At 53.7% G+C, this 25074-nt stretch carries 21 protein-coding genes and 1 pseudogene; 17 read left to right on the top strand and 5 right to left on the bottom strand.

Annotated elements, in window-relative coordinates; all coding sequences use genetic code 11:
- Nucleotides 1-6: 6 nt before the first annotated feature.
- The 12 genes and pseudogenes from atpA (at nucleotide 7) to phoU (ending at nucleotide 13566) form a co-directional block, all read left to right on the top strand.
- Entirely contained in the window at nucleotides 7-1548 is a 1542-nt protein-coding gene (atpA, locus tag ACO0U8_RS18325) for a F0F1 ATP synthase subunit alpha (protein WP_056775956.1), read from the top strand.
- A gap of 71 nt (nucleotides 1549-1619) precedes the next feature.
- Nucleotides 1620-2483, top strand: a complete 864-nt coding sequence (atpG, locus tag ACO0U8_RS18320) for a F0F1 ATP synthase subunit gamma (RefSeq protein ID WP_056775955.1) — start codon at nucleotides 1620-1622, stop codon at nucleotides 2481-2483.
- A gap of 32 nt (nucleotides 2484-2515) precedes the next feature.
- A complete protein-coding gene (atpD, locus tag ACO0U8_RS18315; protein WP_056775954.1) occupies nucleotides 2516-3898 on the top strand; it encodes a F0F1 ATP synthase subunit beta in 1383 nt (460 codons plus the stop codon).
- A gap of 33 nt (nucleotides 3899-3931) precedes the next feature.
- On the top strand, nucleotides 3932-4354 hold the full coding sequence (locus ACO0U8_RS18310) for a F0F1 ATP synthase subunit epsilon (RefSeq protein WP_056775953.1): 423 nt from the start codon (nucleotides 3932-3934) through the stop codon (nucleotides 4352-4354).
- Nucleotides 4355-4625: 271 nt separating this feature from the next.
- Nucleotides 4626-5993, top strand: a complete 1368-nt coding sequence (gene glmU, locus ACO0U8_RS18305; protein ID WP_421671391.1) for a bifunctional UDP-N-acetylglucosamine diphosphorylase/glucosamine-1-phosphate N-acetyltransferase GlmU — start codon at nucleotides 4626-4628, stop codon at nucleotides 5991-5993.
- Nucleotides 5994-6125: 132 nt separating this feature from the next.
- A complete protein-coding gene (gene glmS, locus ACO0U8_RS18300) occupies nucleotides 6126-7955 on the top strand; it encodes a glutamine--fructose-6-phosphate transaminase (isomerizing) (protein WP_056775950.1) in 1830 nt (609 codons plus the stop codon).
- A gap of 100 nt (nucleotides 7956-8055) precedes the next feature.
- Nucleotides 8056-8781, top strand: a pseudogene (gene rluF / locus ACO0U8_RS18295) (23S rRNA pseudouridine(2604) synthase RluF); the annotation flags it as partial.
- Between the two features lie 210 nt (nucleotides 8782-8991).
- Nucleotides 8992-10032, top strand: coding sequence for a phosphate ABC transporter substrate-binding protein PstS (pstS, locus tag ACO0U8_RS18290; protein WP_122097126.1), 1041 nt, complete (start codon nucleotides 8992-8994; stop codon nucleotides 10030-10032).
- A 94-nt stretch (nucleotides 10033-10126) separates the two neighbouring features.
- Entirely contained in the window at nucleotides 10127-11083 is a 957-nt protein-coding gene (pstC, locus tag ACO0U8_RS18285) for a phosphate ABC transporter permease PstC (RefSeq protein ID WP_056775946.1), read from the top strand.
- A 1-nt stretch (nucleotide 11084) separates the two neighbouring features.
- Complete coding sequence (pstA, locus tag ACO0U8_RS18280; protein ID WP_056775945.1) at nucleotides 11085-11972, top strand: phosphate ABC transporter permease PstA; 888 nt, start codon at nucleotides 11085-11087, stop codon at nucleotides 11970-11972.
- Nucleotides 11973-12059: 87 nt separating this feature from the next.
- A complete protein-coding gene (gene pstB, locus ACO0U8_RS18275; protein WP_013577692.1) occupies nucleotides 12060-12827 on the top strand; it encodes a phosphate ABC transporter ATP-binding protein PstB in 768 nt (255 codons plus the stop codon).
- Nucleotides 12828-12837: 10 nt separating this feature from the next.
- Entirely contained in the window at nucleotides 12838-13566 is a 729-nt protein-coding gene (gene phoU / locus ACO0U8_RS18270; protein ID WP_056775944.1) for a phosphate signaling complex protein PhoU, read from the top strand.
- 67 nt (nucleotides 13567-13633) lie between these two features.
- On the opposite strand, the gene ACO0U8_RS18265 is transcribed toward phoU, so the two are convergent.
- Nucleotides 13634-14326, bottom strand: coding sequence for a TetR family transcriptional regulator (locus ACO0U8_RS18265; protein ID WP_122097128.1), 693 nt, complete (start codon nucleotides 14324-14326; stop codon nucleotides 13634-13636).
- Nucleotides 14327-14447: 121 nt separating this feature from the next.
- Here ACO0U8_RS18265 and ACO0U8_RS18260 point away from each other — a divergent pair, with 121 nt between their 5' ends.
- Nucleotides 14448-15281 carry a sugar phosphate isomerase/epimerase family protein gene (locus ACO0U8_RS18260; protein ID WP_217204188.1) on the top strand — a complete coding sequence of 278 codons (834 nt, stop codon included), beginning with the start codon at nucleotides 14448-14450 and terminating at the stop codon, nucleotides 15279-15281.
- A 296-nt stretch (nucleotides 15282-15577) separates the two neighbouring features.
- Nucleotides 15578-16915, top strand: coding sequence for an NCS2 family permease (locus ACO0U8_RS18255; protein WP_421671390.1), 1338 nt, complete (start codon nucleotides 15578-15580; stop codon nucleotides 16913-16915).
- A gap of 62 nt (nucleotides 16916-16977) precedes the next feature.
- Here the strand turns inward: ACO0U8_RS18255 and ACO0U8_RS18250 are convergent, their stop codons facing one another.
- A complete protein-coding gene (locus tag ACO0U8_RS18250) occupies nucleotides 16978-17547 on the bottom strand; it encodes an NADPH-dependent FMN reductase (protein WP_136375916.1) in 570 nt (189 codons plus the stop codon).
- Between the two features lie 92 nt (nucleotides 17548-17639).
- Entirely contained in the window at nucleotides 17640-18365 is a 726-nt protein-coding gene (locus ACO0U8_RS18245; RefSeq protein WP_390973736.1) for a 4'-phosphopantetheinyl transferase family protein, read from the bottom strand.
- Nucleotides 18366-18688: 323 nt separating this feature from the next.
- Here ACO0U8_RS18245 and ACO0U8_RS18240 point away from each other — a divergent pair, with 323 nt between their 5' ends.
- Both ACO0U8_RS18240 and ACO0U8_RS18235 read left to right on the top strand, forming a co-directional pair.
- The gene (locus ACO0U8_RS18240) at nucleotides 18689-20584 is read left to right on the top strand and encodes a methyl-accepting chemotaxis protein (RefSeq protein WP_421671389.1); all 1896 of its coding nucleotides are present in this window, start codon (nucleotides 18689-18691) and stop codon (nucleotides 20582-20584) included.
- Between the two features lie 145 nt (nucleotides 20585-20729).
- Nucleotides 20730-22010 (top strand): c-type cytochrome, encoded by a 1281-nt coding sequence (locus ACO0U8_RS18235; protein ID WP_421671388.1) that lies wholly within the window; start codon nucleotides 20730-20732, stop codon nucleotides 22008-22010.
- Here ACO0U8_RS18235 and ACO0U8_RS18230 read toward each other — a convergent pair.
- Entirely contained in the window at nucleotides 22004-22891 is an 888-nt protein-coding gene (locus ACO0U8_RS18230; RefSeq protein WP_056775928.1) for a LysR family transcriptional regulator, read from the bottom strand. The two genes, ACO0U8_RS18235 and ACO0U8_RS18230, sit on opposite strands and share 7 nt — an antisense overlap.
- Nucleotides 22892-22989: 98 nt before the next feature.
- Between ACO0U8_RS18230 and ACO0U8_RS18225 the strand changes: the two genes are divergently transcribed.
- Nucleotides 22990-23589 carry a short chain dehydrogenase gene (locus tag ACO0U8_RS18225; protein WP_421671399.1) on the top strand — a complete coding sequence of 200 codons (600 nt, stop codon included), beginning with the start codon at nucleotides 22990-22992 and terminating at the stop codon, nucleotides 23587-23589.
- 71 nt (nucleotides 23590-23660) lie between these two features.
- Here ACO0U8_RS18225 and mnmE read toward each other — a convergent pair whose 3' ends face one another.
- Complete coding sequence (gene mnmE / locus ACO0U8_RS18220; RefSeq protein ID WP_056775924.1) at nucleotides 23661-25025, bottom strand: tRNA uridine-5-carboxymethylaminomethyl(34) synthesis GTPase MnmE; 1365 nt, start codon at nucleotides 25023-25025, stop codon at nucleotides 23661-23663.
- Nucleotides 25026-25074 lie beyond the last annotated feature (49 nt).

Raw genomic sequence — 25074 nt, 5'->3', positions numbered from 1 at the left:
TGGAGCATGCAACTGAATTCCACCGAAATCAGCGAACTGATAAAGCAGCGCATTGCTCAGTTCAATGTAGTGAGCGAAGCTCACAATGAAGGTACTATCGTTTCCGTCAGTGACGGGATCATCCGCGTGCACGGCCTGGCCGATGTCATGCAAGGGGAAATGATTGCGTTGCCGGGTAACCGTTACGCTATCGCCCTGAACCTGGAGCGTGACTCTGTAGGTGCCGTTGTTATGGGCCCTTACGCAGACCTCGCCGAAGGGATGAAAGTAAAATGTACAGGTCGTATCCTGGAAGTTCCGGTTGGCCGTGGCCTGTTAGGTCGCGTTGTTAACACCCTGGGTGCACCTATCGACGGTAAAGGTCCGGTAGAGCATGACGGCTTCTCAGCTGTCGAAGCAATCGCACCTGGCGTTATCGAACGTCAATCCGTAGACCAGCCTGTGCAGACAGGTTACAAATCCGTTGATGCCATGATCCCAATCGGTCGTGGTCAGCGTGAACTGGTCATCGGTGACCGTCAAACCGGTAAAACAGCTCTGGCGATCGATGCGATCATCAACCAGCGCGATTCCGGCATCAAATGTATCTATGTGGCTATCGGCCAGAAAGCGTCCACCATTTCTAACGTGGTACGTAAACTGGAAGAGCACGGCGCACTGGAAAACACCATCGTTGTTGTTGCGACTGCATCAGAATCTGCTGCACTGCAATACCTGGCACCGTACTCCGGTTGCGCAATGGGTGAATACTTCCGTGACCGCGGCGAAGACGCACTGATCGTTTATGATGACCTGTCTAAACAGGCTGTTGCTTACCGTCAGATTTCCCTGTTGCTTCGTCGTCCACCAGGTCGTGAAGCTTACCCAGGCGACGTTTTCTATCTCCACTCCCGTCTGCTGGAACGTGCTGCGCGTGTTAACGCCGAATACGTTGAAGCATTCACTAAGGGTGAAGTGAAAGGCAAAACTGGTTCCCTGACTGCGCTTCCGATCATCGAAACGCAAGCGGGCGACGTTTCCGCGTTCGTTCCGACCAACGTAATCTCGATTACCGATGGTCAGATCTTCCTGGAATCCAACCTGTTTAACGCCGGTATTCGTCCTGCGGTTAACCCGGGTATCTCGGTATCTCGTGTTGGTGGTGCTGCTCAGACCAAGATCATGAAAAAACTGTCCGGTGGTATTCGTACCGCACTGGCACAGTATCGTGAACTGGCTGCGTTCTCCCAGTTCGCTTCCGATCTGGATGAGGCAACCCGTAAACAGCTGAACCACGGTCAGAAAGTGACTGAGTTGCTGAAACAGAAACAATACGCACCGATGTCAATCGTGGCGCAGTCTCTGATCATCTTCGCAGCGGAACGTGGTTATCTGGAAGACGTTGAGTTGTCCAAAGTCGGTAGCTTCGAAGCGGCACTGTTGGCGTTTGCCGACCGTGAGCACGGCGAGCTTCTGCAGCAAATCAACCAAACTGGTGCGTATAACGATGAGATCGAGGGTAAATTCAAAAATATCCTCGATACCTTCAAAGCAACCCAGTCCTGGTAACACTAAGCGGCCTTGCTGCCCTGCTTAAGGCAGATAAGCAGCAGGCCGTTTGGTCATGAGGAGAAGCAGAGATGGCCGGCGGAAAAGAGATACGTAGTAAGATCAGCAGCGTGCAAAACACGCAAAAGATCACTAAAGCGATGGAAATGGTCGCCGCCTCCAAAATGCGTAAAACGCAGGAACGTATGGCGGCCAGCCGTCCTTATGCAGAAACCATTCGTGAAGTGATTGGTCACCTTGCGTTAGGTAATCTGGAATATAAGCACCCTTACCTGGATGAGCGTGAAATTAAGCGCGTCGGGTATCTGGTGGTGTCTACCGACCGTGGTCTTTGTGGTGGTCTGAACATTAACTTGTTCAAAAGGCTGCTTGCAGAGATGAAAGGCTGGTCCGAAAAAGGTGTCGAAGTTGATCTCGCCCTGATCGGTTCCAAAGCAGCCTCTTTCTTCGGCTCCGTGGGTGGCAACGTTGTTGCTCAGGTCACTGGCATGGGGGATAACCCTTCTCTGTCAGAACTGATCGGACCGGTAAAAGTGATGCTGCAGGCTTTCGACGAAGGTCGTTTAGACAAGTTATGCGTTGTCAGCAATAAATTCGTCAATACCATGTCTCAGGAACCACGCATCGTACAGCTGTTGCCTCTGCCACCGGCAGAAGACGGCGCACTGGCGAAAAAATCCTGGGATTACCTGTATGAGCCGGACCCTAAAGCACTGCTGGATACCCTCCTGCGTCGCTATGTGGAATCCCAGGTTTATCAGGGCGTCGTAGAAAACCTGGCCAGCGAACAGGCCGCGCGAATGGTAGCGATGAAAGCCGCAACCGATAACGGCGGCAGCCTGATCAAAGAGCTGCAGTTGGTATACAACAAAGCTCGTCAGGCCAGCATCACTCAGGAACTCACCGAGATCGTCGGGGGAGCCTCCGCGGTTTAAGCTAGGTTTACGAATTACGTAGAGGATTCAAGATGGCTACTGGAAAGATTATCCAGGTAATCGGCGCCGTGGTGGACGTCGAGTTCCCTCAGGATGCAGTACCGAATGTGTACAATGCTCTTGAGGTAGAAAACGGTACCTCCAAACTGGTGCTGGAAGTTCAGCAGCAGTTGGGTGGCGGCGTTGTTCGTTGTATCGCAATGGGTACATCAGATGGCCTGCGTCGCAATCTGAAAGTGAACAACCTGGAACACCCAATTGAAGTTCCGGTTGGTGTAGCGACTCTGGGTCGCATCATGAACGTATTGGGTGAACCAATCGACATGAAAGGTGAAATCGGCGAAGAAGAACGTCGTTCAATTCACCGTCCGGCCCCTTCTTATGAAGAGCTGGCGAACTCCCAGGAATTGCTGGAAACCGGTATCAAAGTTATGGACCTGATGTGCCCGTTCGCTAAGGGCGGTAAAGTCGGTCTGTTCGGTGGTGCGGGTGTAGGTAAAACGGTAAACATGATGGAGCTGATCCGTAACATCGCGATCGAGCACTCCGGTTATTCAGTGTTTGCTGGCGTGGGTGAACGTACTCGTGAGGGTAACGACTTCTACCACGAAATGACCGACTCCAACGTTATCGACAAAGTTTCCCTGGTCTATGGCCAGATGAATGAGCCACCAGGCAACCGTCTGCGTGTGGCACTGACCGGCCTGACCATGGCGGAGAAATTCCGTGATGAAGGTCGTGACGTCCTGCTGTTCATCGATAACATCTACCGTTACACCCTGGCCGGTACTGAAGTGTCCGCACTTCTGGGCCGTATGCCTTCTGCGGTAGGTTATCAGCCAACGCTGGCGGAAGAGATGGGCGTTCTGCAAGAACGTATCACCTCAACTAAAAGTGGTTCTATCACCTCCGTACAGGCCGTTTACGTCCCTGCGGATGACTTGACTGACCCATCTCCAGCCACCACCTTCGCTCACTTAGATGCGACCGTGGTACTGAGCCGTCAGATCGCGTCTCTGGGTATTTACCCGGCGGTTGACCCACTGGATTCCACCAGCCGTCAGCTGGATCCACTGGTTGTTGGTCAGGAACACTATGATGTGGCTCGTGGCGTGCAGTCCATTCTGCAACGTTACCAGGAACTGAAAGACATCATCGCGATCCTGGGTATGGACGAGTTGTCAGAAGATGACAAACTGGTTGTATCCCGTGCGCGTAAGATTCAGCGTTTCCTGTCCCAGCCATTCTTCGTGGCCGAAGTCTTTACCGGTTCACCGGGCAAGTTCGTATCGCTGAAAGATACCATTCGTGGTTTCAAAGGCATTATGGACGGCGACTACGATCACCTGCCGGAACAAGCGTTCTACATGGTTGGCACCATTGAAGAAGCAGTGGAAAAAGCCAAGAAACTGTAACGCTAGTTTGTTGTGGTATTGAGAGAGGATGACATGGCTGAAAAAGCTTACCATCTGGATGTTGTCAGTGCGGAAAAACGTATGTTTGCCGGCATGGTACAAAAGATCCAGGTGACGGGTAGCGAAGGCGAACTGGGTATTTTCCCGGGGCATGCTCCGCTGCTCACCGCCATCAAGCCTGGCATGGTGCGCATTGTTAAAGAACACGGGGAAGAAGAGTATATCTATCTTTCCGGCGGCATCCTTGAGGTGCAGCCGAATGCAACAACCGTGTTGGCTGATACTGCAATCCGTGGGCAAGACCTCGACGAAGCGCGCGCGCTTGAAGCTAAGCGCAAAGCGGAAGAACATATCAATAGTTCTCACGGCGACGTTGACTACGCTCAGGCGTCAGCAGAACTGGCCAAGGCGATCGCGAAACTTCGCGTTATCGAACTGACCAGGAAAGCGATGTAAAGACATCAGTTTAAAAGGCGACCTTTGGGTCGCTTTTTTTTTGCTTTTAAATAAGCCACTTTCTAGCATTTGTCCGAAAGCGAAACAGGGCTTTTAATGGAATACTTGCCGGATAAGTGGGCATTTTACCCTCAGATTTTTTGCTGTAGTCTATAGCGTGTACAACCCTTACAGGCTGCGGCCTGCGGGTGGTTTTTGAAGCGAAATATGTAGTAATCCGACCATTGAACGGGTTACTTTTGTCACTCAAATTGGATTTGTCAGGTTACCTATGTCGAACAGCGCACTGAGTGTCGTGATCCTTGCCGCAGGCAAGGGGACACGCATGTACTCCAACCTTCCTAAAGTTCTTCATTCATTGGCGGGTAAGCCAATGGTGCAACACGTTATTGACGCCGCCACTCAGGTGGGGGCGAAAAACGTGCATCTGGTTTATGGCCATGGTGGCGACTTGCTGAAGAAAAATCTGGCAGGCAGTGATCTGAACTGGGTATTGCAGGCGGAGCAGTTGGGCACCGGCCACGCGATGCAACAGGCAGCGCCTTTCTTTGCCGATGATGAAGATGTGCTGATGCTGTACGGCGATGTCCCGTTAATTTCGGTCGATACGCTGGAAAAATTGCTCAAAGCCAAACCGGAAGGTGGCATTGGCTTACTGACCGTTGTGCTCGAAGACCCCACCGGTTATGGCCGGATTGTGCGTGAAAACGCCACGGTGACCGGGATTATCGAACAGAAAGATGCCAGCGAAGAACAGCTTAAAATTCAGGAAATCAATACCGGCATTCTGGTGGCTAACGGTGCCTCTTTGAAACGCTGGCTGAGCAAACTGAACAACAACAATGCGCAGGGTGAATACTACATCACCGATATTATTGCGATGGCGCATGCTGAAGGTCACCAGATCGCTACCGTACATCCTGCGCGCAACAGCGAAGTGGATGGCGTAAATAACCGTTTGCAACTTTCGCGTCTCGAGCGCGTATATCAGAGCGAACAGGCCGAGCGTCTGCTGCTGGAAGGCGTCATGCTGATGGATCCGGCGCGTTTTGATCTGCGTGGCGAACTGTCTCACGGTATCGACGTGCTGATCGACACAAACGTGATTATCGAAGGCCACGTAAAACTGGGCGACCGCGTCAAAATCGGCGCTGGCTGCTTGCTGAAAAATTGCGTGATCGGCGATGACTGCGAAATCAGCCCTTACAGCGTATTCGAAGATGCCGTGCTGGAAAGCGGCTGCACGGTCGGGCCATTTGCCCGTCTGCGTCCCGGCGCTGAGCTGGCTGAAAATGCTCACGTTGGCAATTTCGTTGAAATCAAAAAGTCACGTTTAGGCAAAGGCTCTAAAGCCGGCCATCTTTCCTATCTCGGCGATGCTGATATCGGCGATAACGTGAATATCGGCGCGGGCACCATCACGTGTAACTACGATGGCGTGAACAAGAGCAAAACGATTATTGGTAACGATGTTTTCGTCGGTTCTGACACCCAGCTGGTGGCGCCGGTGAGTATCGGTAACAACGTGACCATCGCGGCGGGCACCACAGTCACGCGCGATGTTCCCGACAACGGTTTACTGTTAAGCCGGGTGCCTCAGGTGCATAAACCTGACTGGCAAAAACCGGTGAAGAAATAATAAGCATTACATAATAATCCCCAACTTCTACAAGGCTCGGGGAACCGCAGGTACACCGGAAAACGGGGCTCGCGGATAAATCAGGTCAGGCATCAAAAAAGGTCCGAAAGACCTTCAATAGGAATAAAACTGATGTGTGGAATTGTAGGCGCAGTAGCGCAACGCGATATTGCTGAAATTCTGTTAGAAGGTTTACGCCGTCTCGAATACCGCGGTTATGACTCAGCCGGTCTGGCTGTGATTGATGCGGAAGGGAAGATGGGGCGTTTACGTCGTGTCGGCAAAGTACAGATGCTGGCTGATGCACTGGATCAACATCCTTTGCACGGCGGCACCGGTATTGCACACACCCGCTGGGCAACGCACGGCGAACCTTCAGAAGCGAATGCCCATCCTCATGTGTCTGATTATATTGCGGTTGTGCATAACGGCATCATCGAAAACCACGAGCCTTTGCGTGAATTGCTGATCGAGCGCGGTTACCGTTTTGATTCTGAAACGGATACCGAAGTGATCGCGCATCTGGTGCATTGGGAACAACTTCAGGGCGGCACGCTGCTGGAAGTGGTTCAGCGTGTTATCCCACAACTGCGTGGCGCATACGGCACCGTCGTGATGGACAGACGCGATCCGTCCGTTCTGGTCGCTGCGCGCTCCGGCAGCCCGCTGGTGATTGGCCGTGGCGTGGGTGAAAACTTCATCGCTTCAGACCAGCTGGCGCTGTTGCCTGTTACCCGTCGCTTCTTGTTCCTGGAAGAGGGTGATGTGGCAGAAGTTAAACGTCGCTCTGTCAGCGTGTATGACAAAAAAGGTCATGCCGTTGAGCGCGAAGAAATTGAATCTAAAGTGCAGTATGACGCCGGTGATAAAGGTGTTTACCGTCACTACATGCAAAAAGAGATTTACGAACAGCCGCTGGCAATCAAAAACACCCTGGAAGGACGTTTCAGCCACGGTGAAGTGAACCTGAGCGAACTGGGTGAAAAAGCTGACGATATTCTGTCACGCGTTCAGCACATTCAGATTATCGCCTGCGGGACGTCGTATAACTCAGGCATGGTCGCGCGTTACTGGTTCGAAGCGCTGGCCGGCATGCCGTGTGATGTGGAAATCGCCTCTGAATTCCGCTATCGCAAATCCGCCGTGCGTCCGGGGAGCCTTATCATCACGCTGTCTCAGTCCGGGGAAACGGCTGATACGCTGGCTGCACTGCGCCTGTCTAAGGAGCTGGGTTATCTCGGTTCTCTGGCTGTCTGTAACGTTGCCGGTTCCTCGCTGGTGCGTGAATCCGATCTGGCGCTGATGACCAAAGCGGGCACTGAAATCGGCGTGGCTTCCACCAAAGCGTTCACCACTCAGCTTACCGTTCTGCTGATGCTGGTAGCGCGTATGGGCCGTCTGAAAGGCATGGCGCCTCAGGTCGAGCACGATATTGTTCATGCACTTCAGGCATTGCCTGCGCGTATTGAACAGATGTTATCGCTGGATAAAACCATCGAATCTCTGGCAGAAGGTTTCTCTGACAAGCATCACGCCCTGTTCCTCGGTCGTGGCGATCAATACCCGATCGCGATGGAAGGTGCGCTGAAGCTCAAAGAGATCTCTTACATTCATGCAGAAGCCTATGCTGCTGGCGAGCTGAAACATGGCCCGCTGGCGCTGATTGACGCCGATATGCCGGTGATCGTGATTGCGCCAAATAATGAACTGCTGGAAAAACTGAAGTCGAATATCGAGGAAGTGCGCGCCCGTGGTGGCCTGCTGTATGTCTTCGCCGATCAGAATGCCGGTTTCACCGACAGCGAAGGCATGAAAATCATCCAGTTGCCTCACGTTGAAGAGATTGTTGCACCGATTTTCTACACCGTTCCGCTACAGCTGCTGTCCTATTATGTCGCGCTGATTAAAGGGACTGACGTAGACCAGCCACGTAACCTGGCGAAGTCCGTCACGGTAGAATAACAATCTGTCCCATCAGTTGCTGAGCGCCCCTTGCGGGCGCTTTTTTTATTTCTGAGCAGCAACAGGGTATAGTCCGCCTTTAACTGAAAGGCACTGCTGAATGCTGACCACTCCTTCCGTTCGAATAAATAAATACATAAGCGATAGCGGCATGTGTTCGCGCCGTGACGCCGATCGTTACGTCGGGCAGGGGCTGGTCTTTATCAACGATAAGCAGGCGGGATTTGGCGCGCCAGTATTTCCGGGTGATGTGGTGAACGTGAATGGTCAACAGATCGGGCTGCGCGACCAGGATGACCTGGTGCTGATCGCCCTGAACAAACCGGTGGGGATCATCACCACAATGGATGACGGTCTGGCGGATAACATCGGTTTGCTCATCCGTCACAGCCAGCGCATTTTTCCTGTCGGGCGTCTGGATAAAGATTCCCACGGGCTGATTCTGCTGACCAATAACGGCGATGTCGTGAATAAGATCCTGCGCGCCGGTAATGATCACGAAAAAGAGTACGTGGTGACCGTTAACAAACCGGTGACCGACGCATTGATTCTCGGTCTGAGCGCTGGCGTCCCGATTTTGGGAACCGTAACGAAAGCCTGCAAAGTGATCAAAGAATCCGATGACGTCTTTCGTATTACCCTGGTGCAGGGGCTTAACCGTCAGATCCGCCGCATGGCGAAATATTTTGGCTATGAAGTCACACGGCTTGAACGCGTGCGGATCATGAATATCCATCTTGCCGCACTGCCGCCGGGGGAATCGCGCGAGTTAACCGGCGAGGAGCGGAGTGAGTTGTTCAGGCGTATCGAACATTCGGTTTCCGACCAATAATCGCTCTGAAAGCCCGTTTTACCCCCAAAAGCATCCCTTGTTTCCTCTGTATTGCCCACTTCGGTCCAATTGTGACCACTGTCATAAAACTGTCATATAACGTACATTTTACTGTCACCTAATTGTCCTATTTTCCTCCTGTGCCAAACACTTTAATTAACGTCGACATTAAGTCGGGAAGTTTAAAACCACCAGGAGTGGAACATGAAATTGATGCGTAACACCGTCGCCGGTTTTGTAGCAGCGACTTTTTCCCTCACAGCAATGTCTGCTTTCGCTGCCAGTAATCTGACTGGTGCTGGCGGTACCTTCCCTGCCCCTGTTTACGCCAAGTGGGCGGATGCTTACCAGAAAGAAACCGGCAACCAGGTGAACTATCAGGGCATCGGTTCTTCCGGCGGCGTGAAACAAATTATTGCCAAGACTGTCGATTTCGGTGCCTCTGATGCGCCGATGAAAGAAGAAGATCTGAACAAAAATGGCCTGTTCCAGTTCCCAACCGTAATCGGTGGTGTGGTACTGGCGGTAAACATCCCTGGGATCACATCCGGTCAGCTGACGCTGGACGGCGCAACGCTGGGTGATATCTATCTCGGCAAAATCAAAAAGTGGAACGACGCGGCGATCACTAAGCTGAACCCGGGCGTGAAACTGCCAGACACCAACATCGCGGTCGTTCGCCGTGCTGATGGTTCAGGCACCTCTTTCGTGTTCACCAGCTATCTGGCGAAAGTGAACAACGAGTGGAAAGAGAAAATCGGTTCAGGTTCTACCGTTAACTGGCCTACCGGTCTGGGCGGTAAAGGTAACGACGGCGTCGCGGCCTTCGTACAGCGTCTGCCAGGCTCCATCGGCTACGTAGAATACGCTTACGCTAAACAGAACAACCTGGCATACACCAAACTGGTTGATGCTGACGGTAAAGCGATTTCTCCGACGGAAGAATCCTTCAGCGCAGCAGCCAAAGGCGCTGACTGGAAGAAAACCTTCGCTCAGGATCTGACGAATCAGAAAGGTGATAACGCCTGGCCAATCAGCTCCACCACCTTCATCCTGATTTACAAAGACCAGGCCGATGCAGCGAAAGGCACTGAAGTGCTGAAGTTCTTCGACTGGGCTTACAAAAACGGCAACAAACTGACGACCGATCTGGATTACGCCGCACTGCCTGACTCTGTTGTTGAACAGATCCGCGCAGCCTGGAAAACCAACATTAAAGATTCCAGCGGTAAAGCACTGTACTAGGATCTGACCTTACGTCTGATATAGAGTACAAGTCTTCTGCTTCATTCCCTCTCCGGCCGGGGAGGGAATTAAATCTGAATTAAAAGAGAGTGGTATGGCTGAATACAAGCCGGCTATTAAGGCACCAAGCAAAAACGGTGACATCATCTTCGGCGCGCTGGTCAAACTGGCTGCGCTGATCGTGTTATTAATGCTGGGCGGTATTATCGTCTCGCTGTTTATTGCTTCCCTTCCAAGCATCGAAAAGTTTGGTTTATCCTTCCTGTGGACTAAAACCTGGGATGCCCCGAACGAACAATTCGGCGCACTGGTACCGATTTACGGCACCGTGGTGACCTCGATTATCGCCTTGCTGATTGCCGTACCGGTCAGCTTTGGTATCGCATTATTCCTCACCGAACTTGCCCCTAACTGGATGAAGCGCCCGCTGGGTATTGCTATCGAACTGCTGGCGGCGATCCCCAGTATTGTTTACGGCATGTGGGGGCTGTTCGTCTTTGCACCGCTGTTTGCGCAGTATTTCCAGACGCCTGTCGGTGACGTGCTCTCCGGCATCCCGATCGTCGGCGCCTTGTTCGCCGGCCCCGGTTTCGGTATCGGTATTCTGGCCGCCGGTGTGATCCTTGCCATCATGATCATCCCTTACATCGCGTCTGTGATGCGTGACGTGTTTGAACAAACGCCGGTGATGATGAAAGAGTCTGCATACGGCATTGGCTGTACGACGTGGGAAGTGATCTGGCGCATCGTGCTGCCGTTCACCAAAAACGGCGTGATTGGCGGTGTGATGTTAGGCCTTGGCCGCGCGTTGGGTGAAACCATGGCGGTGACCTTTATCATCGGTAACACCTACCAGCTCGACAGCGTCTCGCTGTATATGCCGGGCAACAGTATTACCTCGGCGCTGGCCAACGAATTCGCGGAAGCGGAAGCCGGTCTGCATACTGCCGCGCTGATGGAACTCGGCCTCATCCTGTTTGTTATCACCTTTATTGTTCTGGCGCTGTCGAAAGTGATGATTCTGCGCCTGGCTAAGAAAGAGGGCCGTTAAGATGACGACACTCGAAATGCAAAGCACACCTGAACTGCTGGAATCGCGCCGTAAACGCCAGGCATGGCGTCGCCAGAAGAACCGTCTGGCGCTGATGGTGTCGATGTTGACCATGGCATTCGGTCTGTTCTGGCTGGTGTGGATCCTGTTTACGACCGTAGTGAAAGGCGTAGACGGCATGTCGCTGGCGCTCTTTACCGAAAACACCCCGCCACCGAATACCGCGGGCGGCGGTCTGGCTAACGCCATCGCAGGCAGCGGATTACTTATTCTGTGGGCGACCGTGATCGGTACGCCGCTGGGCGTGATGGCGGGAATTTATCTGGCCGAATATGGCCGTAAATCCTGGCTGGCGGAGTTTATTCGTTTCATCAACGACATTCTGCTTTCTGCGCCATCTATCGTCGTCGGTCTGTTTGTGTACACCATTATGGTGGCGAAAATGGGGCACTTCTCCGGCTGGGCGGGCGTTCTGGCGCTGGCGCTGCTGCAAATCCCGATTGTGATTCGTACCACCGAAAACATGCTCAAACTGGTGCCGGACAGCCTGCGCGAAGCGGCTTACGCACTGGGTACACCAAAGTGGAAGATGATTTCGGCCATCACGCTGAAAGCATCGGTTTCCGGCATTATCACCGGTATCTTGCTGGCGATTGCCCGTATTGCCGGTGAAACCGCGCCGCTGCTGTTCACGTCGCTCTCCAACCAGTTCTGGAGCACCGACATGATGCAGCCGATTGCCAACCTGCCGGTGACCATCTTTAAGTTCGCGATGAGCCCGTTCGGTGAATGGCAACAACTTGCGTGGGCGGGCGTGCTGCTGATTACGCTGTGCGTACTGTTGCTGAATATTCTGGCGCGTGTGATTTTCGCGCAGAAGAAACAATAATTCATTATTGAGGGCAGGCGATGTCGGCTGGCCTCACTGTTTTCCCTGCGTCGCGATGCGGCGCACGAATAAGAGAGATGTCTGAGAATGACTGACGCATCCAACAGCAAGATTCAGGTTCGCGATCTGAACTTTTATTACGGCAAATTCCACGCGTTGAAAAATATTTCCCTGGATATTGCCAAGAACGAAGTCACCGCTTTCATCGGCCCGTCAGGCTGTGGGAAATCCACGCTGCTGCGCACGTTCAATAAAATGTATCAGCTGTATCCTGAACAACACGCGGAAGGCGAAATCCTGCTCGACGGCGAAAACATTCTGGTCGATAAGCAAGATATCGCCCTGCTGCGCGCCAAAGTCGGCATGGTGTTCCAGAAACCGACGCCGTTCCCGATGTCGATTTATGACAACATCGCCTTTGGTGTGCGTCTGTTTGAGAAACTTTCCCGTACCGATATGGACGAGCGCGTGCAGTGGGCGCTGACCAAAGCGGCATTGTGGAATGAATCCAAAGACAAGCTGCACCAGAGCGGTTACAGCCTGTCCGGCGGCCAGCAACAGCGTTTGTGTATCGCGCGCGGTATCGCGATCCGCCCTGATGTGTTGCTGCTTGATGAACCTTGCTCGGCGCTGGATCCGATTTCCACGGGCCGTATCGAAGAGCTCATTACCGAATTAAAATCCGATTACACGGTAGTGATTGTGACGCACAACATGCAGCAGGCTGCGCGTTGTTCAGACCGCACTGCGTTTATGTATCTGGGCGAACTGATCGAATACAGCGACACTGACTCGCTGTTCACTTCGCCAGCGCGTAAACAGACCGAAGATTACATTACTGGCCGTTACGGTTGAGGTAAGAAAAATGGATAACCTGAACTTAAATAAACATATTTCCGGCCAGTTCAATGCAGAGCTTGAACACATCCGCACTCAGGTGCTGGCAATGGGCGGGCTGGTCGAGCAGCAACTGACGGACGCTATCACCGCGATGCACAATCAGGACGCGGAGCTGGCGCAGCAGGTCATCAAAGGTGATGACAAAGTGAACATGATGGAAGTGGCGATCGACGAAGCTTGCGTGCGCATTATTGCCAAGCGCCAGCCGACCGCCAGCGATCTGCGCTTAGTGATGGCGATCATCAAAACCATTTCCGAGCTGGAACGCATCGGTGACGTGGCGGATAAAATCTGCCGTACCGCGCTGGAAAAATTCTCGCATCTGCATCAGCCATTGCTGGTCAGCCTGGAATCGCTGGGCCGCCATACCGTGCAGATGTTGCATGACGTGCTCGATGCGTTTGCGCGCATGGATCTCGACGAAGCCGTGCGTATTTACCGCGAAGACAAAAAAGTGGATCAGGAATATGAAGGCATCGTGCGTCAGCTGATGACCTACATGATGGAAGATCCACGCACAATTCCGAGCGTGCTGACTGCGCTGTTCTGCGCCCGCTCTATAGAGCGTATCGGCGACCGTTGTCAGAACATTTGTGAGTTCATCTTCTACTTCGTGAAAGGTCAGGATTTCCGTCACGTCGGCGGTGATGCCCTGGATAAATTACTGACCGACAGCAAAGAGAAAAAAGAGTAACCGGTCAGTGACACAGTCCCAATGAAAAAGGCCTCCGTTGAGGCCTTTTTGCTGTCCGATCAGCGGGTTATTTCATGACGTATCGCAGTGCCACCATGACCGCCAGCTGGCGATAATGCGCGACCTGTAAATCCACTTCATCAGGATTTTCAAATAACGCGCCGAAAGTGTACTGATTAGCCACCTGGTGAACACATAAACTGCTGATCAGCCGGTGCACATCGCGCGCCTGCGCATCATCTTTAAACAGATGGCTCTGCTTTCCCCGTTCCAGAATATCTTCCAGCAAGGTTAACGCGGATTTATTGATCTCCCGAATGCTGGTGGACTGACGGATAAAACGCCCGCGCAGCATGTTCTCGGTGGAGACAATACGGATAAATTCCGGATGCGAGACGTGGAAATCAAAACTGGCTTCCACCAGCTTCACGATGGCTTCCGCCGGCGGAAACGCCGATAAATCCAGCGCCAGCTCATGCTGGCGGATCTCACGGTACACGTGCTCCAGCACCAGCAAATACAGCGCTTCTTTGGTCTTATAGTGATAGACCACCATGCGTTTTGTGGTGTTGGCGTTGGCGGCGATATTTTCCATGCGCGCGCCCATCAGGCCCGATTCGGCGAACTCAGCCAGTGCGCTGTCGAAAATGCGCTGCTTCAGGCCTATCGGATCATTTTTACGTCCCGGCGCCGGGGAACTTTGGCTGCTCAGCGTCTTACCCTCATCGTTAACCACATTTACGCTCCAGAGATTAACCATTGATTCGCCCGGTTACAATCAGCCTGGCGACAATCCGTGCGCACCTGCCCGCAACACTTGACGAACGAGGGTTCAGGGTCCACTACTGTAAGAACCGAAACCTGATAAAAAGGACGCTATTTTGCCTGCAACTTCCCGATTACGTTCCATTGCGACGGTTTCTGTGCCCGGAACCCTGCCTGAAAAACTGAAGGCGATTGCCGCTGCCGGGTTTGATGGTGTGGAAATTTTTGAAGATGATTTACTGAAAAACCCGGTCAAGCCGGTCGCTATCCGCAATCTGGCGGATTCTCTGGGGTTGCGTATCTTCCTGCTGCAACCTTTTCGCGATTTTGAAGGCGTCGCGCCGGAAAAACGGCCTGAAAAACTCGCCAGCGCCCGGCGTCAGTTTGATCTCATGAGCGAACTGGGCTGCGATCATCTGCTGGTGTGCAGCAACACCGACGCCGACAGCTCTGCCGAACGCGAGGTACAGATTGCCGATCTTGCTGTCCTGGCCGACATGGCGCAGCCGTACGCTATCCGCATCGGCTACGAAGCGCTGGCGTGGGGGAAACACGTTAACCGCTATCTGCAGGCCTGGGATCGCGTGCGTGAGGTCAATCACCCGGCGCTGGGCATTGTCCTGGACAGCTTTCACGTGCTGGCCGTCGGCGATAATCTCGACCGGCTGGACGAGGTTCCGCTGGATAAAATCAGCTTCCTGCAACTGGCCGACGCGCCCTTCAAAGACATGAACGTACAACAATGGAGCCGCAGCTACCGCTGCTATCCCGGACAAGGCGATTTACCGCTGGTGGATTTTGTCAGTACGCTGAATCAAAAAGGCTTCAGCGGGCCGTGGTCACTGGAAATCTTCAACGATAAAATCCTGCCGCTCGCGGATGGTCTGCGCTCGCTCACCGAGCTGGAAAAACGCATGCAGGCTTATCATCAGATCACCTCCGAAGACTGATTCATCGCCAATATGTCATTGCGGACGTGACATATTGGCGGTCATTCTGGCGCGCAGGTCCCCGGGCTGACGACCTGTGCCGGGTTTATGCAGTGTCTGAACGCTTCGCTGAGTGCCTGAACGGCAGAGCGTAAAACTTATTCAAGTGGTTGCGTGTTTATTCTGAATACATTGATGTGAGTTATGGAATCCGGCCCGAACGAGTGATGTAATCCTCCCCATCCAGTGCTGGCGCTTTTCCGCTAAAATCCTTAGGATACCCCCCGATTGTTTTTCCCCCATTTTGGAACTCACACATGAGCACACCACACAGCTATGCGACCGGTGGTAAAGGACTGGCTGAGCGTCTGTTTAAACTGACGCAGCACGGTACGACGGTTCGCACTGAAACTATCGCCGGTTTAACCACCTTCCTGACCATGGTCTACATCGTTTTCGTGAACCCGCAGATTCTGGGTGTCGCGGGCATGGATAAACAGGCCGTCTTTGTGACCACCTGTCTGATTGCCGCCTTCGGCAGCATCCTGATGGGCGTGATCGCTAATCTGCCTGTCGCGCTGGCACCGGCAATGGGGCTGAATGCGTTCTTTGCATTTGTGGTGGTGGGCGCGATGGGCGTTTCCTGGCAGGTCGGGATGGGCGCGATTTTCTGGGGCGCGGTGGGTTTGCTGTTGCTGACCATTTTCCGTATCCGTTACTGGATGATAGCCAATATTCCGGTCAGCCTGCGTGTGGGGATCACCGCCGGTATTGGGTTGTTCATCGGCATGATGGGGCTGAAAAATGCCGGAATTATTGTGCCGAACCCGGACACCATTGTGACCATTGGTAACCTGACCTCGCACAACGTTCTGCTGGGTGTGTTGGGCTTCTTCATTATCGCCGTTCTGGCGTCGCGTAATTTCCACGCCTCTGTGCTGGTGTCGATCATTGTTACCACCGGCATTGGCCTGATGATTGGCGATGTGCACTACAACGGATTCTGGTCGATGCCGCCAAGTATCACCACCGTTGTCGGCCAGGTGGATCTGAAAGGTGCGCTGAACATCGGTCTGGCGGGCGTCATTTTCTCCTTCATGCTGGTGAACCTGTTTGACTCCTCGGGTACGCTTATCGGTGTCACCGACAAAGCCGGTCTGGCGGATGCGCAGGGCAAATTCCCGCAGATGAAGCAGGCGCTGTACGTTGACAGCGTGGCCTCTGTGGCTGGCGCGTTCATCGGCACATCTTCGGTAGGGGCTTACATCGAAAGCACCTCTGGCGTGTCTGTGGGCGGGCGTACCGGCCTGACGGCAGTGGTGACCGGTTTACTGTTCCTGCTGGTGATCTTCATTTCCCCGCTGGCGGGTATGGTGCCGGAATACGCGGCCGCCGGTGCACTGATTTATGTCGGCGTGCTGATGACGTCTAGTCTGGCGCGCGTGTCATGGGATGACCTGACTGAAGCCGTTCCGGCGTTCGTGACCGCAGTGATGATGCCGTTCAGCTTCTCGATCACCGAAGGTATCGCGCTGGGCTTCATCTCTTACGTGGTGATGAAACTGGGCACCGGCCGCTGGAGAGAAATCAGCCCGTGCGTGGTCGTGGTGGCCTTACTGTTCGTGCTGAAAATCGCGTTTGTCGACGCACACTGATTTTTATCACGATAAAAAAACAGCCCGCATTTGCGGGCTGTTTGCATTTCTGAGACAGGGAATTATTTGCTGACGCGGTGCGTGTAATCCGCAAAGGCAGTGAGCTGGCCTTTGAGGAAATCCAGCGTCCCCTGATCAATCACTTCACCGGTCTGCTCATCGACTTTGCTTTGGATCACGCCGCCCATGAACTCAGGTTTGTTCATCACCATCGCATCCAGGAAAACCAGAATCTGACGCAGATGATACTGGCAACGTGCTCCGCCTACCGGTCCCATTGAACTGGTCTGGATCAGTACCGGTTTACCGGCTAAAGGCTGGTCAGGCAGGCGTGAAATCCAGTCGATAGCGTTTTTCAGACCACCGGGCACCGAGTAGTTATATTCCGGCGTCACAATGATCACCCCGTCGGCCTGACGGATTTGTTCCGCAATGGCCTCGATATCGGCCGGAAACCCGTCTTCCTGCTGAATATCCGCATCGTAAAGCGGCACAGACCCAATCGACGGCAGCGCTTCAATCGTGACACCGGCTGGCGCGACTTTCGGCAGCGAGCGGGCGACCATCGCGTTATAAGACCCTTTGCGAAGACTACCTAACAGTGTGACAAACTTCAGTGGCTGAGCTGACATGGTTAACTCCTGTTATGGATAACGTTTGGGTTCTACCTTAAACGAAAAACGACATGGCGATATATAAGGTTAATGAAAACATAGGTGAAGTTTTATTTAGCAGGCGGCAGGCTGATGAATTTCATGTAATGCGGTGATTCGGATTGCTGATCGACAGACAGGGTTTGCGTGCGGGTAAAGCCATTTTCCGGTTCATAACGCCAGCACTGCAAACGAATTATCGACGGCGACTGCGCGCACGCCCAGGTGATCGGCCCTTCGATGTCGCTCATCACCTGCGCCTCCGGCGTCACGGTAGAGCGTAATCGCCCCGAGGCAGGATTCAGACTCAGCGTCAGCGGATTCTGCTCATTCATCCCGGACATTTTCAACATGCTCTGACGGATGCACCACAACTGCAATGAAGACTCGATAGGATCGGACTGCATGGCAATCCAGGTTTTCTCGACGGCGGACAACTGCTCCTGCTGCTGAGGATTAACCAGCGCACTGCGGGCGTGAATGATTTCCAGATCCAGCCCCACTTTGCCTTCGCTGCTGATCAATACGCCGACCGTACTCCCGGCATAGGCCAGGCTGAAATCGGGAAGATCAGGAGATTCGAAACTTGGGCGACCGCTGGGCAAGGTAATGACGTTGGGCAGTTCGGGGATGCCGTAGAGATAGAAAATCATTTCTGCGAGCAGAACGCGCCCGTTCAGAAAGCGACGGCGCTGTTTTTCGGAAAGGTTTCTTGCGGATAATACGATGTCTTTGGGCACCCGGTGAGTATCAGGTTCTGCATCCGTTACTGCCCATCTTGCAAAATGGCACGCCATTGTTCACTCCATGATTAATGGTTCGACCATATTTTCTCAATATCAGATAAGAATAACATTAAGAGAAATCATTAAAAACTGATTAAAACCCGCGGCACACCACACTTATTTTACTTTTCCGAAAGATTTTCATAACGCTTTAGTGAGCGCTATCACGTATTTACCCTCATGGTGAGAAGAGATCTCATCAACACGATGTTCTGGTTTTTCACCCGGATGATCTGACCACCAGATATATCTACTATAGCAACATAAAGAAACATCAGAAAATGCCGTTAGTATTTAAGCAGCGATCTCGCTGCTTTGCCGGTGAGTACCCTAAAATGTTAAAAACAACACAATCTCGCTTTATCGCATTGATCAGCTTGTTTTTTATTGTGCTGATCATCGTTACGCTCATTGTTATCCAGGTCTTTATCGCACCCCAACTGAAACAAACCGAGAGTAAGCTGGTTGCCAGTCAGGTGGCGGATGTGGCGATCGCGATTAACGATCGCCTGAATAAAGTGGAATCACAGGTCCGTACCATCACGCAAACTGTCGCACAAATGGACAGCGACAGTATCGATCGCCTGCTGCCCGCGCTGGTCGATCAGTACGGTGATTCTGCTGTCTTTGGCGGCGGCATCTGGCCGTTGCCGAATCAGCGCGATCCCGCAAAAATCAAATTCAGCACCTTTTTTGCGCGCAATAGTAATAATCTCCTGACGGTTAACACCTTCTGGAACAGCGCTGAATCACCTAACTACTTTGATCAGTCCTGGTATCTGGCGGCGTCAAAAGGCCAAAAAGGACAGTGTGTCTGGGCACCGGCGTATTTCGATGATGCCAGCACGCAGCCGCGCACTAACTGCGCCATGCCGATTTATAAAGGCGACAAGCAATGGGGCGTTGCCACCATTGACGTCACGCTGGGCTTCTTTAACCAGCTGGTGATCGCGATGGAGAAGAAGGTTAACGGTAAGATTTATATCGTTGAGAAAGACGGCACCATCGTTGGCACCAGCCACGCCAGCGATGAAAAACTGCCAAAGCTGGCTTCATTAGGCGAACAGTCAGCGCTGGTGGCACAAATCCGTCAGAGCCTTGACCAGATTGATAACCAGCCAGAACTGATGGCTGATTACGACAGCGACGGCACGTCCCACACAATGTTCATGAGCAAAATTCAGGGACCGTGGTACATCGTCACGGACATGCCGACCAGCCAGTTGCTGACGCGCACGCACAGTATTCTTGCCAGCCTTGGCATGGTGCAAATCCCGATGGTATTGCTGTTGCTGATTGTACTGATTGTGGTCATCAAGATGTTCATGCGTCAGCTTGCTGCGCTGCATAAAAATATCAGCCAGCTTTCGGCGGGGGGCGCGGATCTTACCCGTCGCTTACCGGAAAGCCGCAGCCCGGAATTCAATGACATCAATCAGAGCTTCAACAGTTTCCTGTCGTTCCTGCAAACGATCCTCCGTCAGGTCGGCGACAGCAGTCTGGCCATTACCTCTGCATCACGGCAGATCGCCAGCGGAAATCTCGATCTCTCCGCGCGTACCGAGGAGCAGGCCAGTTCAATTGTTGAAACGGCCGCGTCAATGGAAGAGCTGACCAGCACGGTGAAACAGAATGCCGCTAACGCGGAAGGGGCCAACCAGCTGGCGCGCGAAGCCTCTGCCGTTGCTGAAAAAGGCTCGGAAGTGGTGAAACAGGTGGTTGAAACGATGGGGTCTATCACCCGTTCTTCACACAAAATCGTCGATATCATCAGCGTGATTGACGGCATCGCCTTCCAGACCAATATTCTGGCGCTGAATGCGGCGGTGGAAGCGGCCCGTGCCGGTGAGCAGGGGCGTGGTTTTGCGGTCGTGGCGTCCGAAGTGCGCAGCCTTGCGCAGCGTTCAGCGACCTCTGCCCGCGAAATTAAAAAACTCATCGAAGACTCTGTGGCGGATATTGCCACCGGCAGCCAGCTGGTGGCGACGGCGGGCTCCACCATGGATGAAGTGATGGGCGGTGTGAATAACGTGGCGACGCTGATGAATGAAATTATGTCGTCAAGTCAGGAGCAAAGCCTCGGCATAGGGCAGGTGAACGTCGCGATCACCCAGCTGGACAACGCCACCCAGCAAAACGCTGCGCTGGTGGAACAGGTGTCAGCCGCCGCACAGGCGATGCAGGATCAAACCGTTCAGCTGCAAACCGTGGTTGCCGGTTTTAAGTTGTGATCCTCTAACGCAGGATCCGCTGATTTTTGCGCTGACCCCTCAGCCCGGCATTTTACCGCCGGGCTTTTTTAATTTTCGCGATATATCCGGCAATCTGGCCGGAACCGTCGCACACTTAACGCACTGGCACGGCGGGAGAAGATGAATGAAAGCGATACAGGGCGGATTTATCATGGTGATCTGCCTGATGTTTACCGGCGCTCATGCAGCAGCCAGCCCGGATCCTGCGCAAATCAAACGGGGCGAATACCTGTCGCGTGCCGGAGATTGTGCCGCCTGCCATACCGCACCTGGCGGTAAACCTTTTGCCGGCGGCCTGAAAATGCTGACGCCGCTGGGGGCCATTTATACCACCAATATTACCCCGGACGTCGCCACCGGTATTGGCAGCTATTCAGAAGACGACTTCAGTCGCGCATTACGTCAGGGCATTGCCCGGGATGGCCATCATATGTATCCGGCGATGCCGTATCCTTCTTTCAGTAAAATCACTGACGCAGATGTGGCTGATTTATATGCCTTTTTCCACTATCAGGTGGCTGCTGTCAGCCAGAAAAATCGCGACAGCGACATCCCTTTCCCCCTGAGCGTGCGCTTCCCGCTGGCGGTATGGGACAGTCTGTTTACCGTCCAGAAAATCGGGTATTCCGATCCGCAAAAAACCGCAGACTGGAACCGAGGTGCTTATCTGGTGCAGGGGTTAGGACACTGCGGCAGCTGCCATACGCCGCGCGGTCTGGGGTATCAGGAGAAGGCGCTGGATCAGACTTCACAGGATTATCTTTCCGGCGGGACGGTGGATGGCTGGCATGCACCCAATTTACGGGCAGATGCGACAACCGGGCTCGGGCAATGGAACGAAGCGGAAATCAGCCAGTTTCTGAAACTCGGGCACACCGACAGGGCGACGGCGTTTGGTTCAATGGCTGAGGTTATCCACAACAGCACGCAATATCTCAGCGATACTGACCGCCAGGCGATTGCCGTTTACCTGAAATCACTGCCGGCTGACGGAAATTATCGCGCGCAGGTTAATGATAATGCGACGACCATCGCGCTGGAGGCAGAAGACAGCACGGTGCCTGGCGCCAGGGTTTATCTGGATAACTGCCTTGATTGTCATCTTTCCAGCGGGCAGGGCGAACGTGGCCGTTATCCGCAGCTGGCGCAAAATCCGGTGGTGGTCAGCGACGATCCCTCCTCGCTTATCAATCTTGTCCTGAACGGTTCACCGGCACCCGCGACGCAGTTCGACACGAAAGCGGCTAAAATGCCGGGCTTTTCTGCCGGGCTGGACGATCGGGAGATTGCCGACGTGGTGACCTTTATCCGCCATGGCTGGGGAAACCAGGCCGGAGCGGTCAGCGCCGCGCAGGTGAAAGCGATGCGCAAACTCACCACCACGTCAGGCCAGAGCGGTCAGTAATCTGCCTGTTCCGCAAAGAAGGTGATCAGACTGGTCAGCTTCGGGCGCGGCCTGAAATCGGGCAGATAGACCAGACTGATGGGTCTGGGAACGGGGACAAAATCCTCCATCACCGACACCATCCGTCCGCAAGCCAGATCGTCGGCCAGTAACACCTTTGGTTGCAACAGCAGTCCGGCATCCTGCAAGGCGGCGCAGCGCAGAGCGTTTCCGTCGTTGGAGATATAGCGGCCGGACAGCGGCCATTTCGAGGTGCTGCCGTCGGTGTTGGTCAGCTTCCAGCCGTCGCTGTGATTCCAGACGGCATGGATCAGACATGAGTGATTTTTCAGTTCTTCCGGCGTGGCGGGTGTTCCATATTTTTTTAAATAGGCCGGCGTGGCACAAATCACCATTTCATAAGGTTTCATTGGCCGCGCAACCAGCCGGTCATCACCCACCGGCCCGATGCGGATCGCCGCGTCATACCCTTCCTCAATCAAATCCACACGGGCGTTGCTCAGTGTCAGCTCGACCTGCACATGCGGAAATGCCTCCAGATAGCGCGCCAGTAAAGGCGATACCACGTTCGCCCCCAGCGACACCGGCGCGCTGATGCGCAGCAGCCCGCTGGGAGCGGTTTGCAGCCCTTCCACGGTACTTTCTGCCCATTTCACCTGCTCCAGGACGCGTTTACTGTTCTCGTAGAAAACAGCGCCCGCTTCGGTCAGGTTCTGCTTACGCGTGGTTCGCTGCACCAGACGCGTACTCAGATGCCGCTCCAGTTGCTGAATATGTTTGCCGACCATCACGGCAGAAATCCCCAGCTTCTGCGCCGCCGCGCTGAAATTTCCGGTTTCAGCCACGGTGACGAAGACTTCCATATTCCGTAATTTATCCATATTGCTAACCTGTGGTTAGTTCAGAGTGAATAATCGTTCTATATATCTAACCTGAAGTTTGGTCAATGATGTTCCTGTCACCAACTGAGGAGCACATGATGAAAATTTTAGTGATTGGCGGGACGGGAACATTAGGCAAAGCCGTGGTCAGCGAGCTTGAGACAAATCATGACGTGATCACAGCGGGGAAGACTCACGGGGATTTTCAGGTGGATATCACCGATGAAAGTAGCGTCAAAGCGCTTTTCAGCAATACCGGTAAACTGGATGCGATCATCGCGACCACCGGCAGTCTGCATTTTGGCCCGTTGACCGAAATGACGGCTGAACAGTTTAACACCGGTCTGCAAGACAAACTGCTGGGGCAGGTGCGCATCGGTCTGATCGGCCAGCACTTCCTGCATGATGGCGGCTCGATCACCCTGACCAGCGGCATTATCGCCGAGGAACCGATCCGTCAGGGTGCCAACGCCACCACGGTGAATGCTGCTGTGGAAGGTTTCGTGCGCGGCGCTGCCATCGAATTGCCGCGTGGGATCCGTATCAACGTCGTCAGCCCGACGGTTGTCGAAGAATCGCTGACAAGTTACGGCCCGTTTTTCCCCGGCTTCGACGCCGCACCGGCTGCACGAGTGGCAAAAGCCTACCGACGCAGTGTCGAAGGTGCCCAGACAGGCCGCGTTTATAAAGTGTGGTAATCCGCGTCGCACTGAAGACAATAAAAAACCCACATTTTGCAATGTGGGTTTTTTGTCTTTCGGCGAAGAAATCACTTACCGATACAGAAACTCGAGAAAATACGGCCCAGCAAATCGTCGGAGGTGAATTCGCCGGTGATTTCACTCAGCGACTGCTGTGCCAGCCGCAGTTCTTCCGCCAGCAATTCCCCTGCCCAGGCGCCCAACAGCTGATCTTTACCCTGAACCAGATGTTGTGCGGCATCTTCCAGTGCGTGCAGATGACGGCGGCGGGCAAGGAATCCGCCTTCCATATTGTGATTAAAACCCATGACCTGTTTCAGATGATCGCGCAGCAAATCGACGCCATCCCCGGTACGGGCGGAAAGGCGAATCAGTGAGTGACCATTCACTTCTGTTTGCCCCAGCGCTTCGCCGGTGATATCGGCTTTATTACGCACCACCACGATAGGCAATGTGGCAGGCAGGCGGGCCATAAACTCCGGCCAGATATCCGCAGGTTCAGTGGCGGCTGTTGTCGTGCCATCGACCATAAACAGCACTAAGTCAGCCTGTTCGATCTCATTCCAGGCACGTTCGATACCAATGCGCTCAACTTCGTCGCTGGCTTCGCGCAGACCGGCGGTATCGATGATATGTAATGGCATACCATCCAGATGAATATGTTCGCGCAGCACATCGCGGGTCGTCCCGGCAATATCGGTCACGATCGCCGCTTCGCGGCCAGCTAATGCATTCAGCAGGCTGGATTTTCCGGCGTTCGGACGCCCGGCAATCACTACTTTCATCCCTTCACGCAGCAGGCTGCCCTGACGCGCTTCGGCGCGCACCGCGTCCAGATCGCCCATCACCGTATTGAGTTTGGCTTCAATTTTACCGTCGGACAGGAAGTCGATTTCCTCATCCGGGAAGTCGATAGCCGCTTCGACAAAGATCCGCAGGTGAGTGAGTGCTTCCACCAGATGATGAATACGGTTAGAGAATGCACCCTGAAGCGAGTTCACCGCTGAACGCGCGGCCTGCTCTGAACTCGCATCAATCAGATCGGCAATCGCTTCGGCCTGTGCCAGGTCGAGCTTATCGTTGAGGAAAGCGCGTTCAGAGAATTCGCCCGGACGCGCAATTCGCACGTTTTCCAGCGCGATGATGCGTCTGAGCAGCAAATCGAGAATGACCGGCCCGCCGTGGCCTTGCAGTTCCAGCACGTCTTCGCCGGTAAAGGAATTTGGGCCGGGGAACCACAGCGCGATGCCCTGATCCAGCGTGCTGCCGTCTGCATCCTGAAACGGCAGATAATCGGCATAACGCGGCTTTGGCAATTTACCTAAGACAGCCTGTGCCACATCACGCGCCGCACGGCCGGAAATGCGCAAAATGCCCACACCACCGCGGCCGGGGGGCGTTGCCTGGGCAATAATGGTATCTGAGGTGCTCATAGCAATTTTCTCTGTTGGTCTTTTTACGGATATGCAAAAGGCGGTCAAA

The organism is Rahnella sp. EDr1-12, assembly GCF_049206505.1.
Lineage (GTDB): Bacteria > Pseudomonadota > Gammaproteobacteria > Enterobacterales > Enterobacteriaceae > Rahnella > Rahnella rivi.
The sequence above is the reverse complement of the archived record's forward strand: the minus strand, read 5'-3'. Positions and strand labels throughout refer to the sequence as shown.